The organism is Roseiterribacter gracilis, from assembly GCA_018332375.1.
Lineage (GTDB): Bacteria > Pseudomonadota > Alphaproteobacteria > BOG-932 > Roseiterribacteraceae > Roseiterribacter > Roseiterribacter gracilis.
Genome location: BOPV01000001.1, coordinates 918,215 through 931,554 on the forward strand (window position 1 = coordinate 918,215; position 13,340 = coordinate 931,554).

Sequence of the window (13,340 nt, forward strand, 5' to 3'; positions counted from 1 at the left end):
AGAACGGGCGGCACCCTACCATGTGCCCCCTAACCCCGGATGAAGCCTGCGCGAAGATCGCAACACTGTTGCCGTGCCGCGACAGGGTATCGGTCAGCGTCCCTCGAATTTCGGCATGCGCTTGTTGAGAAAGGCGTCGATCCCTTCGGCGAAATCGTCGCTGACCGCGCTGGCTGCAAAGTTGCGCGCCTCTTCGTCGAGCTGCGCGTCCAGGCTGCGCGCCATGCCTTCGCGCAATAGCGTTTTGGTTCGTGCCAATGCCGCGGTCGGCCCGGCAGCCAGCCGTGTCGCCAGCGCCAACGCGTCGTCGCGCAGCTTGTCCGGTGCGACGACGCGATTGATCAGCCCCAGCGACATAGCGCGCGCCGCGTCGAAGCGATCGCCGGTAAGCGCCAGCTCGGCTGCTGCCTTGGCCCCGATCGCACGCGGCAACGTCCAGGTGGCACCGCCATCCGGGCTGGTGCCAATGGCGCAATAGGCCAGCGTGAATTTCGTGCCGTCCGCCGCGAGTGCGAGATCCGAGGCGAGCATCAGGCTGATGCCGTAGCCCGCGCACGAACCATGCACCGCGGTGATGACCGGCTTTGGCATCGACGCGATGGCGCGGATCGCAACATGGGCGCGATGCACCCAGCGTTCGGTCTCAGCCTTCTGCGCTTCCTTGCCCTCGATCGCGGTGATGCCCTTGCGCATCTCGACCAGGTCGCCGCCGGCCATGAAATGATCGCCGGCGCCGACCAACAGCACCGCACGCACTGTCGGATCGACCGCAAGCGCCGGCATCACGGTGCCGAGCGCATCCGCCATGGCGAGCGACAAGGCGTTGAGGACGGCGGGTCGGTTCAAACTGACGATAGCGACGGCGCCTTGCCGTTCGACCAGGACCGGATCGGAAGAGTTCATGCCGCTTCCTAGCAGATCGCTGCCGCGAACGATCGACGTTTTCGGCAGAAGGCAGGAAGCAGCGCTCCTGCGGTGGTGGCCGCAGGAGCGCCTTCGTTCAGGTCACGTCACGACGGGCGTGGTTCGTCGTGCTGGCGATGGCTTTCTCGGTCGGCCAGAAACTCGTCGAACTGTTTCTGGTCTTTTGCGCGGCGCAGCTTTTCCAAAAAGGCCTGGAAGTCGCGCTGGTCTTCTTCGAGACGACGCAACAGCGCGTCGCGATAGTCGTCAAAGGCGACGTTGCCGCTCGACCGACGGCCATAGCCGCGGCGTTCGCGCCAACGTTGGCGGTGCTCTTCAAAATGCCGGCCCCATGCTTCACGGCCGCCGTGCGAATGATGTCCCCAACCACACATGGCTCTGCTCCCAAGGAAGATTGCGAGGCCGACCAGGCCGAGCGGCCACCAAACGGCAGCCGCCAAGGCGAAGCCGAGCCATACCGGCGGGCAGGTCCAGCCTCTGGCATATCCGACCATGGATCCCCTCTATGTTAATGTTATCAACATTTACATAGCTGGACCCGGGCACCGCAGGCATCAAGGGGTCTTAGCTGGTTTTTGTCGCCGCCCGGCTGAGCCCGGCGAGATAGATCAGCACCGCGGCTTCCAGCATCTCTTCGGGGCTGCCCGGGATCGACCGGGCGCCATTGCCGACGACAAACAGCGAAGCGATGCCGTGCGACAGCGCCCAGACATGTAGCGCCACCATCCGCGCTGGCGGCCGCTGTTCCTCTTCGATGTCGGCACACAAACGTTCGGCCGCCTGCAGCAGCACGTCGAACGCGCGATCGCTGGCAGCGCGCAAACCCGGCTCTTCATCGAGCGGCAGGCTGGGTTCGAACATCGCGCTGTAGACTGCGGGATGCGTGCGCGCGAAGCGCAGATAGGCCCGGCCGCATGCGCTGAAGGCCTGGCGCGGATCGGGTTCGCCGTCGCGCCATGCGCCGCGCAGCTCGCTCTCAAATTTCTCGAAGCCAAGCCGTGCAACTTCGGCGACCAAGGCGGTGCGGTCGCGGAAATGGCGATACGGCGCTGCCGGGCTGACGCCGGCATGGCGCGCCACCTGCGCGAAGCTGAACCCGTTGGGTCCGTTTTCGCGGATCAATTGCGTTGCTGCTTCCAGCAATGCTTCGCGCAAATTGCCGTGGTGGTAGCGATCGCGATGTTCGTGATGCCCGTGGCGATGGCGGCCCCAATTCATGGCTGCATCCTAGCCCAATTCCGCGCCTGCGCCGCCCAGCTGCGCAGCTCGTGCGCTTTGCCGACTTGTCGCAGCAACGCCCAGGCGAGGCAGAGATTCGACGACAGAACCGGTTTGCTGCTCTCGACCATCGCCATCGCGCGCATCGATGGAATGCCGCTGCCGGTCAGCAACACCGCCTCCCCCGGCCCGTCGCTCGCACGTTGCAGCGCCGCCGCAACCGCTGCGTCGGTGAGATCGAAGATCGGATGGCGCGCACCTTCGGTCCGCTGCACATCGACGATCTCGGCGATCTCGATACCGACCGCATTCCAATAGGCCAGCGCCGGCGGCACCAACGCGGCCGGATATGGATTGACCAGCGCAATGCGCGAAACACCCAACGCTTCGAACGCTTGCCGTGTCGCAATCGGCGCGGTCAGGACGCGCAAATTGGATTCCGCTTCCGCGCCCAACAAATACGATGTGCCCGTGACGGCAAAACCGATCGCGTCGAGCGGCAATCCACCGAACGTCGCGATCGCTTCGTCGACATGGTTGGAATAGTCGAGCAACCGGTCGAGCATGGTCGGCGCATCGCTGCAAAGACGCGCGGTGACCATCACCGCCTCGTCGCCGAACATGCGCACCATCTCGGGCTCGACGGTCGGATTTCCTGACGGCGTCAGAATGCCGATCAGACGGCCCGGATTCATGGGCGCAGCGTCAAATCGAAATGCGTCGCGCCACTTCGGCGCGTTTGGCCTCAAGCTCGGTGCGCGTCTTCTCCATCGTCTCGAGCTCGGTCACGGTCAGAAGATTGGTGATCACGCGCGTCAGATGTTCGCGCATCGCGTTGCCTGCGGCGCGCGGATCGCGGGCCTTCAACGCTTCGTAGATGCGCCGATGTTCTTCCATCGCCGGCACGACGCCACGTTTGCGCGAACGCTCCATCATGTTGTTGCACAGCGGAGATTTGTCGCGCGCGTCCCACAACATTTCGACGATCGTGACGATCGCCGAATTGTGCGTCGCGCTGGCGATTGCCACGTGAAACCGGCGGTCGGCGACTTCGCCCGGTACGTGGAGGTAATTCTCCGCTTCCATGTCGAGCAGAATGGCTTCGAGTTCGGCCAGTTCCTGATCGTTGATGGTTGCCGCTGCGAGTGCGGCTGTTTCGCCTTCGAACAGACGGCGCGCCTCGGTCAATTCGAACGCGCCTATATCGAGGTCGGGCGCAGCAACGTCGATGGCGCCATTGGTGATGTAGATGCCCGAGCCGTGCCGCGCTTCGACGATGCCGCGGATTTCGAGCGCGATCATCGCTTCGCGCACGGTCGGTCGACTAACCCCAAACTCCTCAGCCAGGTCGCGCTCAGAAGGCAGCCGCTGGCCGTGTGTGTAGATGCCGTCGCGGATCGACTGGACGATGGCTTCGACCACACCCTGGTAAAGTTTCTTGCCGCTCGACGTCATCGCGATGGGGCGTCCCTGTTGCCGCCGGCGTGAAACGCCAGCCAGCCGTCAATTTCCTGGCAGACGCTGCCATTTCTCACAAGTAGAGGCCGCCGAATATTGGTCTGACTTTTTCTTGGGACCGGTGTCATTTTGGCTTGACGTGCTGCGTCCGAATGGCGCAAGGAGGCATGACCAATGCCGTCGCGACGGCCGACTCCGCACCGGAATGACACCGGTAGCAGAAGCCTGCCGCGTGCCGGGCCGCGGGCGCTCAATGATCCGCGGTGAAGAACAACTGGGAGCAGAGACGTCATGGGAAGCAACAACACTGCCCGTCGGCCCCTGTTGGGTCGCGCGGCTGGTTTGGGTTCGTGTCTTTTGATCGCTGGCGCGCTGCTCCTTGCGGCCCCTGCGCAGGCGCAGCTCGAAGAAATTACCGTCACCGCAAGCAAGCGACCGGAGCGCGTGCAAGAAGTGCCCGTCGCAATTTCGGTCTTGTCACCGGAGACGATGGAACGCGCCAACGTGCGCAGCTTTGACGACCTCACCAAGCTGGCGCCGTCTTTGACCATCACCAAGACGACGCAGCCGGCGAACAACTCGATCAATATCCGCGGTATCGGCACCTACTCTTTCTCGATCGCGACGGAATCGAGCGTCGCCGTTGTGATCGACGAAGTGCCGCAGGCGTTTCAGTCGGCGGCCTTCACCGATCTGGTCGACGTGCAACGGATCGAAGTGCTGCGCGGCCCGCAAAGCACCCTCTTCGGCAAAAGCGCATCGGCGGGCGTCATCGCGATCACGACGCGGCAACCGACCGACACCTTCACCGCGCGCGCCGAAACCTTGTTCACCGACGACAACGAACAACGCTTCGGTGCGACCGTGTCGGGGCCAATTTCCGACAAGCTCAAATTCCGCGTGACCGGCTCGTACAGCCATCAGGAAGGCGTGCTCGAAAACGTTTCCGACGGCTCGCATCTCAACGGCAATCGCGACCAGACGGTGCGCGGCAAGCTGACCTGGACGCCGGCCGACAATTGGGACGTCACCTTTTCGCCCTACTACAATCACACCTGGAACACGTGCTGCGCAGCCGCGCCGCTCAACATCACGCCCGGCATCACCTTCGCCGGCCTGCGCACCTTGACGCCCGCCACCGTCTTTCGCGGCATCGACATCAATCCCAGCAACACCAAGACGCGCATCGACGTGAACCCGACCGGCAACTCGACCGATTGGGGCGGCTATCTGCGCGTCAACTACGCGTTCAGTGGCTATAATCTGACGTCGTTGACGTCGTACGATCGCTATCGCCTGCGCGACTTGCAGGACGTCGAAAACACCGACGTCAATTTCGGCGATCCCGCCATCTATGCCGGCACGACCTTGGCGCCGGATCCGCGTTGGCGCACGGGCGGCATCGCAGTCGGCGGCTGGTTCGACGTCAAATCCTATACGCAGGAATTGCGCCTCACCTCGCCCAACACCGGCTCGTTCAAATATGTGACCGGCCTGTTCTTCTCGAAGATCGACGGCGGCCGCTATTTCTATCGCGGTCCGAACTGGATCCCGGAACACGATCCCAACCTCGCCAACTATTCGACGTTGGTCCGGTCGACGCCGATCTCGACCTTCCCCGGCACGACCAACAATCCGCTCGGCAACTACCTGTCGACGTCGGGCTCGACCTCGTACGCAGCGTTCGGCAATGCGACCTGGGAGATCCTGCCGCGGCTGAATCTGATCGGTGGTCTGCGCGTCAATCGCGAAGACATCAAATACGCCTTCTACGATTACACCTGCACGATCGCGGCATGCCTTACCGATGCGGGCGCAACGCCGGTCGGACGGCCCAACAGCCCGGTCAACAATATCCGCGCCGTCTATACCGGCTCGAACGGCGAAACTGCGGTCACCTACAAGGCGGGCCTGCAGTATCAGTGGACGCCGGACATCATGACCTTCGCGACCTATTCGCGTGCGTACAAAGGTCAGACCTACGACCTCACCAGCAGCTTTACGGTCGGCATCGCGGCAACGCAGCCGGTCAAGGCGGAATGGGGCGACAATTACGAAATCGGCATCAAGACCGCGTTGTTCGACAAGCGCCTGATCTTCAACCTGACCGGCTTCTATGAAGTCTTCACCGACTTCCAAGCGCAGACGCGCGACGTGCCGAACAGCATCAACATCCTGGCCAATGTCGGCAAAGTGACCAGCAAAGGCATCGAACTGGAGACGACGTTCCAGCCGGTGCGCGATTTCACGCTCAGCGTCAACGGCGCCTATACCGAAGCCAAAGTCGACAGCTTCCCCAACGCCACCTGCTACGCGCTGCAGACCGTCGCCGAAGGTTGCATCAACAACCGGCAGGACCTGGCGGGCAAGCCGCTCAACAACGTGCCGCGGTGGAACTTCAACGTCGTCACCCAGTACGACATTCCGCTCAACGGCGTTGCGTTCGATGCCTTCGTTGCCGCCGCTTACAAGTGGCAGTCGAAAGTCATCTACTCGCTGCAGCAGGATCCCGACTCAGTCCAGGACTCGTACGGGATCGTCAATCTGTCGGGCGGCATCGAAGACAAGGACGGCCGCTACAAGGTGACCTTGTTCGCCAACAACCTGCTCGACAAAAACTACTATCTGACGCGTGGCCGCGACACCGCCTATTGGCGTGCCGTTGCCGGCGTCAGCACATCGGTCACTGGCAAGCCGGCACGCGATTTCTCGCGCTATGTCGGCGTACGCGCCAGCTTGAATTATTGATCCTCCTCCTACTTGCCCGCATCGTCCTTCGGGACGGTGCGGGCGAGGATTTTTCATGTTCAAGCTTACGCCTCTCCTGATCGCCCTCGCATCCCTTCCCGTTGCTGCACGCGCCGCCGAGCCGCCGCCGATGCACAACGTTATCGAGCAGCGCCTGCTGCCCGATCTCGACCGTCTGTTTCAAAAGATCATCACCGAGAAGCGCGATACGACACTCGACGGCGTGCGCGTCTTCACCGGCGAAGACAAATTCCTGCCCGGCAAAGTCGCGATCGGCGTCGCGCATCTCATTTTGCATACAAGCGACGGCGATCCGCGGCGCGATGCCTATCTCGCGGGATTTCGCCAGATCGCCGACATGACGATCGACGACCCGAACGATACGTGGGGCATCTATTATTACGTGCTGGCCCTACAGAAGCTCAATGCGGCCGGCTTGCTCGATCGCGCGGTTGCGCCGGCGACATTGCAGAAGCTGCGGACCAATCTCGACTGGCGCCGCTTCGTCCGCGCCGACGACTTCACCTTGATCGACCTGCCGAACAATTATTACGGCGTGTCGTTTGGCATCGCGCGCCAGCGTGCGCTGCTCGGTTGGGAGGATTACAGCGGCAGCGAGACTTTGCTGCGCAAAGCCTTCGACCACTACCGTAAATATTCGGGCCAGTACGGCTTCGCCGACGAGACCGACGGCGAAGGACGGTTCGACCGCTACAGCATCCTGCTCGCCGGCGAGATCGCGCAGCGCATGCTCGAATCCGGCATGACGCCACCCGACGAAGTCAAAACCTGGCTGCGCAAATCTGTCGATCTGCTGCTGCCGCGCTTCAACCAGCAAGGCACCGGCTTTGAGTATGGCCGCAGCATCGGCGTCTACGGCGAAACCGCGTTTCTTGAAGTGTTTGCGGTTGCTGCCAAGCTGGGCGTGCTGACCGTGGAAGAACGCGACATGGCCTACGCGTTTGCGTCGCGTATCACACAGCGCTACGCAACCTTCTGGTATGACCCCGAGATCGCATCGGTGAATATGTGGAGCCGCGGTCGGCGCACCGACGCGTATCGCGGCCGCAAGCGCATTCTGGGCGAAAATCTCAGCCTGTCGCACCAGTACATTTACACCGAAGAAAGCTGGAACGAGCTCGGCTATCGCGGCCGCACGCCGAGCAAGGCTTTCACGCAGTGGCTGCGCACGCTGCCGCGCTATCGTGTGACCTGGTTCCAACGCGGCACCTATGATCGCTTGGTCGTCACGGTGCGCGATCGCGGCCACGTGATCGGCCTGCCCTTGATCAATGGCGGGCCCGAGCAGCATCGCAACAGCCCGTATTATCCGGTGCCGTTCGCGACCGGCATGTTGCAGGCGATTGCCGACGGACGCGTACCGCTGCTCATACCGCGCTTCACCTTGATGGATGGATCGGAGTTGCTGCCCGTGGCCTTCATGCAGGACGTGAAGGTCGAGCAGCGCGGCGACACGATGACCGTCACCTATCGCCAGCCGGTGCTGGATCGCGCCAACGATCTGACGCCAAGCGAAGATAAACGCATCGAAGTGCGCACGACCTATCGCTTCGAACCGGGCAAGATTACGCGCGACGACGAATATCGCGCGCCGCAGCCGCTACAGGTCGCGAATGTGCGGCTGGAATTCGCCAATTACGCAGCGGGCGGACGATTGGACGGCAAGGTGATCCGGTTCGCGCACGGCGACGTGCAGAGCCTGCAAGTCAGCGGCGCCGGCGCCTGCCGCGTCGAAGATTCCAGCAACGATCCGCTGTTCCGTGCGCCGGACGGTCAATTCAACAGCCGCGCGATCTGCGAGACCGGATCCTGGAGCTTCAGCGGCACGCACAAAGTCCGCTGGGTGCTGACCTATCGCTAGAGCGACAGCGACGCCTGCGCCTGGCGCAGTTCCACGACAGCCTGTTCCGACAGGCCCGGCGTCAGATACAGGCTTTCGACGGTTTCCTCGGAACGTCCATTGAGTGTCGCCTGGCTTGAACGTCCGGCATGGAGCAAATGCTGGGTCAAATTGAGATCGGCCGGCAATGGCGGTCCGTAGCTGCGTTCGCCGGAAAGACCGTCATACGACAAGGCATACCGCAGCTTGCGTGCGTTCAGCGCGTGCAGCCCGTCGATCAGCGCATCGCGTGACAGGCTGTCGGCATAGCGCCGGTCGCGCCCAGTCGAGGTGCCGTGATACGGCGGATCGAGATAGATGAAATCGTTCGGCGTTGCATCGTCGAGCGCGGCGAGCCAATCGCCCGAGCGTAATTCGGTACGGCCACGCAACAGCGAAGAAGCGCCCGTCAGCGCAGCGCGCATTTTGTCGGGACGCATGCCGAGCCGACGTTTGTCGACCGATTGCGTGAACTGTCCGCGCGCGTTGAAGCGCACCGCGTTCTTCACGCACCGGCACAGCAAGTACAGCAGCTCGACCGGATCCCCGTTCGCATTGAACCGTGCGCGTACGCGATTGAAATAGTCGGGGTCGTCTTCGCCCTGCCCGGCCCAGATCGCCTGATAGCGATCGGCAACATCGAACGGCCGCTCGATGATCTCGGCCCACAGCTGGGTCAGCGGCTCCAGCACGTCGCACAGCACGATGCGGCGCGGCGCCCGGTTGCGGGCCGCCCAAAGCGACATCGCGGCCGAACCGGCAAAGGGTTCGAACCAGGTGTCGATCGCATCAGGCACGAAGCCGCTGATGCGCGCCGCGAGGGCGCGTTTGCTGCCTTGGTAGGGAATCGGGTGTGGAAGCGTCGGCATCGTCACGCGAGGGCTACCAGGGCGGACCGATTCGGTGCGCGTGGTTTCCGGCGGATATGACGGAATCTCGCTGGTGCTGCCGGACAGGATTGAACTGTCGACCTCTCCATTACCAATGGAGTGCTCTACCACTGAGCTACGGCAGCGCGCGAAGAGGGCGTCGATATACAGAGGCACCTCCCCCCTGACAAGTTTGGCGGGCGGCGCCTACAACGGGCCGCCATGGCCAACTCCAAGCAGGATCCTGCCGCCCAGGAACGCGAACGCCGCCGCGCCGCGGCGCTGCGGGAGAATTTACGCCGCCGGAAACTGCAGCAACGGGCCCGAACCGAGCCGGATCCGCCGCCAGAATCGCCCGAAGACCCCCGGGAGCCTTGAGCCGCTTGGATCCGGTCGTGTACGAGGGCCGGTCGCCCTCCGCAGGACCCGAGTCTCCCTATGTCTTTGATGCCCGACAGCTGGATCCGTGAGATGGCGCAGACCAAGGGCATGATCGAGCCCTTCGTCGAGACCCAACGTCGCGAAGGCGTTATTTCCTATGGCCTGTCGAGCTACGGCTACGACGCCCGCGTCGCGCGTGAGTTCCGCATCTTCACCAACGTCGATAACGCGTTGGTCGACCCGAAGAAGTTCGACGACGCGTCGTTCGTCGCCCGCGAAGCTGACAGCTGCGTCATCCCGCCCAACAGTTTCGCGCTTGCGCGTACGGTCGAGTATTTCCGCGTCCCGCGCGACGTGCTGGTCATCTGCCTCGGCAAATCTACGTATGCACGCTGCGGGTTGATCGTGAACGTGACGCCGCTCGAACCCGAGTGGGAAGGTCACGTGACGTTGGAAATCTCCAACACCACGCCGCTGCCCGCTCGTGTCTATGCTGAGGAAGGCATCTGCCAGTTCCTGTTCCTGCAGGGAAAGGCCCCGCCCGAGACCAGCTACGCCGACCGCAAAGGCAAATATATGCGCCAGACCGGCGTCACCCTGCCCCGCCTGTAAAGGACAAGCGCGATGGAAACGATGGATCGTCAGACCGACGCGCCGGGCCGCCGCCCCTGGTGGAAGATCCTGTACGTGCAGGTGCTGATCGCGATCGTGCTCGGCGTGTTGGTCGGATATTTTTATCCCGACACCGGCAAAGCGCTGAAACCGCTGGGCGACGGCTTCATCAAGCTGATCAAGATGATGATCGCGCCGGTGATCTTCTGCACCGTCGTGCACGGCATCGCGTCGATGAGCGACCTCAAAAAGGTCGGCCGCGTCGGCCTCAAAGCGTTGCTCTATTTCGAAGCCGTTTCGACTCTGGCGCTCGGCATCGGCCTGCTGGTCGGTGAAATCGTGCAGCCGGGCGTCGGTTTCAACATCGATCCGTCCAAGCTCGATACCAAACAGGTCGCGACCTATGTGACCAAGGGCAAAGAAGAAAGCTTCATCAATCACCTGATGGACATCATCCCGAACACGTTCGTGGATGCGTTCGCCAAAGGTGATCTGCTGCAGATCTTGTTGATCGCCATCCTGACCGGTTTCGCCGTGTCGCAAATGGGTGCGATGGGCGAAAAGATCGCGCACGGCATCGACGCTGCGGGCAAAGTCTTCTTCCGCATCATTTCGTACATCGTTCGAGTCGCGCCGATCGGCGCGTTCGGCGCGATGGGATTCACGGTCGGCGCCTTCGGTCTCGACTCGCTGCGCTATCTCGGCGTTCTGATCGCCACCTTCTATCTCAGCTCGCTGCTGTTCGTGATCGTGGTGCTGGGCGCGATCGCCTGGATCCACAAATTCTCGATCTTCCGCTTCATCCTCTACATCAAGGACGAGCTGCTGATCGTGCTCGGCACGTCGTCGTCCGAGACGGTGCTGCCGCACATGATGGAGAAGATGCAGCGTCTGGGCGCGTCGAAGCCGGTCGTCGGCCTCGTCATTCCGACCGGCTACAGCTTCAATCTCGACGGCACCAACATCTACATGACGTTGGCGACGCTGTTTCTGGCGCAGGCCACCAACACGCCGCTGACGATCGGCCAGGAGCTGTTCATTCTGCTGATCGCGATGGTGACGTCGAAAGGCGCGTCGGGCGTTACCGGCGCCGGTTTCGTCACCTTGGCCGCGACCCTGACCGTCGTGCCGGATATTCCGATCACTTCGCTCGCCATTTTGGTCGGCATCGACAAGTTCATGAGCGAATGCCGCGCGCTGACCAATCTGATCGGAAACGGCGTCGCCACGATGGTGGTCGCCAAGTGGGAACGCGAGCTGGATCACGACCAGCTCGACCGCGAACTCGCCAAGGGACCGCCGCCGGAATCGGCGCTGACAACCTGACCCGCCTTTCCACGGCCGCGATCGGCCACCAGCGTGCCGGATTTGAAGTTCATCCATCTTTGGAAGCAGCACCGAGATGAACTGCAAATCCAATAGGCACGCTGGAGACAATAGGTTGCTAGTGTTCTATTCGATGCCGAAGTTCGTTCGGACTCGCCACATGCACCTTCGAACTTCGACATCGGAACACCAGACCAACGGCCATGGATAAAATTCGCATTCGCGGCGGGCGTCAGCTCGACGGTGTCATTCGTATTTCGGGCGCCAAGAACGCAGCTTTGCCGCTGATGACGGCGGCGTTGCTGACGCCCGATCCGCTGGTGCTCACCAACGTGCCCGAGCTGGCCGACATCTCGACGATGGGCAAGCTGCTGGTCGAGCTCGGCGTCGGCTTCGAACGCATCGACGACAAAGTCACGCTGACCGCGCCGGACGGTGGCTCGACCACCGCCGACTACGATCTGGTGCGCAAGATGCGCGCCTCGGTGCTGGTGCTGGGCCCGCTGCTGGCGCGTCACGGCGTCGCCAAAGTCTCGTTGCCCGGCGGCTGCGCCATCGGTGCGCGACCGGTCGACCTGCATCTGTCGGCGCTCGAAGCGATGGGCGCCGAGATCAAACTCGATGGCGGCTATGTCTATGCCAGCGCGCCCAAGGGTCTGATCGGTACGCGCATCGTGTTTCCCAAAGTCTCGGTCGGCGCGACCGAGAATTTGCTGATGGCAGCCGCGCTTGCCAAAGGCACGACCGTGCTCGCCAACGCAGCGCGCGAACCCGAAATCACTGACCTCGCCGAATGCCTGGTCAAGATGGGCGCGCGGATCGAAGGCATCGGCAGTGACTCGCTGACCATCACGGGCGTCGACGGTCTGCACGGCGCGACGCACGCCGTCGTGCCCGACCGGATCGAAACCGGCACCTATGCGATCGCGGCCGCGATCACCGGCGGCTCAGTCGAACTCAAAGGTGCGCGTCTCGATCATGTTCAGTCGCTGGCCCAGACCTTGGCCAAGGCGCGCGTCGACGTCACGCTGACGCCGGATGGGTTCCGCGTGGTTCGCCGCAACAACCGCATCCGCGGCGTCGACGTGATGACCGAGCCTTTCCCCGGCTTCCCGACCGATATGCAGGCGCAGATGATGAGCCTGATGACCGTCGCCGAAGGGGCCGCGATGATCACGGAAACGATTTTCGAAAACCGTTTCATGCACGTGCCCGAACTGGCGCGCATGGGCGCCGACGTGACGGTGCATCATTCCAGCGCGCTGGTGCGCGGCGTCGAAACCTTGCGCGGCGCGCAAGTGATGGCGACCGACCTGCGCGCGTCGGTATCGTTGGTGCTGGCCGGCCTTGCGGCCGAAGGCGAGACGGTCGTCAACCGCGTCTATCACCTCGATCGCGGCTACGAAAAACTGGAACAGAAGCTCGCCGCGTGCGGTGCTGACATCGAACGGGTCGCAGCATGAGTGATTTGAAGCTGCGCGCGCTCGACGCCGAAGATCTGGTCGTCATTTCGACGCAGCTGCAGGACGCGATCGCTGCGGTCGCCGACATGCATTACGCACCGTCGGAATCGCGCTTCCTCGTCGTCTTCAACCGCTTCCGTTGGGAGATGCCCGACGACAGCGAGATTTTCGAACGCACCCACGCCGCGTTCGAAGTCCACAACGTGCAGCAAGTGCTGTTCCGCGGCTTTGCGCTCAGCGAGCGCGAACGCATGTTGGAATTGCTGCAAGTCGGCTTTGAAGACAACGAGCTGATCCTGCTCTTTGCCGGCGACGCGGCGCTGCGCCTCAAGCTGAACAAGCTGGATGCGCGCCTGGTCGATTTCGGCGAGCCGTGGCCGACAACGCGTCGGCCGCGCCACGATCTCTTGTCGGACGAACTTCCGTGACACCTCCCCCAAA

The 13,340-nt window shown here is 62.7% G+C and carries 12 protein-coding genes and 1 tRNA gene; 6 read left to right on the top strand and 7 right to left on the bottom strand.

What is annotated here, in order from left to right; genetic code table 11:
• Positions 1–93 precede the first annotated feature (93 nt).
• The 5 genes from TMPK1_RS04565 to TMPK1_RS04585 form a co-directional block, all read right to left on the bottom strand.
• Positions 94–903: an enoyl-CoA hydratase/isomerase family protein gene (locus TMPK1_RS04565; RefSeq protein WP_420241714.1), complete on the bottom strand. Its 810-nt coding sequence runs from the start codon at positions 901–903 to the stop codon at positions 94–96.
• 107 nt (positions 904–1,010) lie between these two features.
• A complete protein-coding gene (locus tag TMPK1_RS04570; RefSeq protein WP_420241715.1) occupies positions 1,011–1,418 on the bottom strand; it encodes a DUF2852 domain-containing protein in 408 nt (135 codons plus the stop codon).
• 70 nt (positions 1,419–1,488) lie between these two features.
• Positions 1,489–2,142, bottom strand: coding sequence for a TetR/AcrR family transcriptional regulator (locus TMPK1_RS04575; RefSeq protein ID WP_420241716.1), 654 nt, complete (start codon positions 2,140–2,142; stop codon positions 1,489–1,491).
• The gene (locus TMPK1_RS04580) at positions 2,139–2,837 is read right to left on the bottom strand and encodes a maleate cis-trans isomerase family protein (protein ID WP_420241717.1); all 699 of its coding nucleotides are present in this window, start codon (positions 2,835–2,837) and stop codon (positions 2,139–2,141) included. The genes TMPK1_RS04575 and TMPK1_RS04580 overlap by 4 nt, the downstream gene beginning before the upstream one ends.
• A 10-nt stretch (positions 2,838–2,847) precedes the next feature.
• On the bottom strand, positions 2,848–3,597 hold the full coding sequence (locus TMPK1_RS04585; protein WP_420241718.1) for a FadR/GntR family transcriptional regulator: 750 nt from the start codon (positions 3,595–3,597) through the stop codon (positions 2,848–2,850).
• 294 nt (positions 3,598–3,891) lie between these two features.
• Here TMPK1_RS04585 and TMPK1_RS04590 point away from each other — a divergent pair, with 294 nt between their 5' ends.
• Positions 3,892–6,348 (top strand): TonB-dependent receptor, encoded by a 2,457-nt coding sequence (locus tag TMPK1_RS04590; RefSeq protein WP_420241719.1) that lies wholly within the window; start codon positions 3,892–3,894, stop codon positions 6,346–6,348.
• A gap of 55 nt (positions 6,349–6,403) precedes the next feature.
• The gene (locus TMPK1_RS04595) at positions 6,404–8,230 is read left to right on the top strand and encodes a hypothetical protein (RefSeq protein ID WP_420241720.1); all 1,827 of its coding nucleotides are present in this window, start codon (positions 6,404–6,406) and stop codon (positions 8,228–8,230) included.
• Here the strand turns inward: TMPK1_RS04595 and TMPK1_RS04600 are convergent.
• Both TMPK1_RS04600 and TMPK1_RS04605 read right to left on the bottom strand, forming a co-directional pair.
• Positions 8,227–9,117, bottom strand: coding sequence for a DNA adenine methylase (locus tag TMPK1_RS04600; protein WP_420241721.1), 891 nt, complete (start codon positions 9,115–9,117; stop codon positions 8,227–8,229). The genes TMPK1_RS04595 and TMPK1_RS04600 overlap by 4 nt on opposite strands.
• A gap of 71 nt (positions 9,118–9,188) precedes the next feature.
• A tRNA-Thr gene (locus tag TMPK1_RS04605) sits at positions 9,189–9,263 on the bottom strand.
• Positions 9,264–9,555: 292 nt separating this feature from the next.
• Between TMPK1_RS04605 and dcd the strand changes: the two genes are divergently transcribed.
• The 4 genes from dcd to TMPK1_RS04625 all read left to right on the top strand — a co-directional run bounded on the left by dcd (position 9,556) and on the right by TMPK1_RS04625 (position 13,327).
• Positions 9,556–10,110, top strand: a complete 555-nt coding sequence (gene dcd / locus TMPK1_RS04610; protein WP_420241722.1) for a dCTP deaminase — start codon at positions 9,556–9,558, stop codon at positions 10,108–10,110.
• A gap of 21 nt (positions 10,111–10,131) precedes the next feature.
• A complete protein-coding gene (locus tag TMPK1_RS04615; RefSeq protein ID WP_420245619.1) occupies positions 10,132–11,436 on the top strand; it encodes a dicarboxylate/amino acid:cation symporter in 1,305 nt (434 codons plus the stop codon).
• Positions 11,437–11,639: 203 nt separating this feature from the next.
• Complete coding sequence (gene murA / locus TMPK1_RS04620; protein ID WP_420241723.1) at positions 11,640–12,899, top strand: UDP-N-acetylglucosamine 1-carboxyvinyltransferase; 1,260 nt, start codon at positions 11,640–11,642, stop codon at positions 12,897–12,899.
• Entirely contained in the window at positions 12,896–13,327 is a 432-nt protein-coding gene (locus tag TMPK1_RS04625; RefSeq protein WP_420241724.1) for a DUF2948 family protein, read from the top strand. Before murA ends, TMPK1_RS04625 begins: the two co-directional genes overlap by 4 nt.
• Positions 13,328–13,340: the final 13 nt, after the last annotated feature.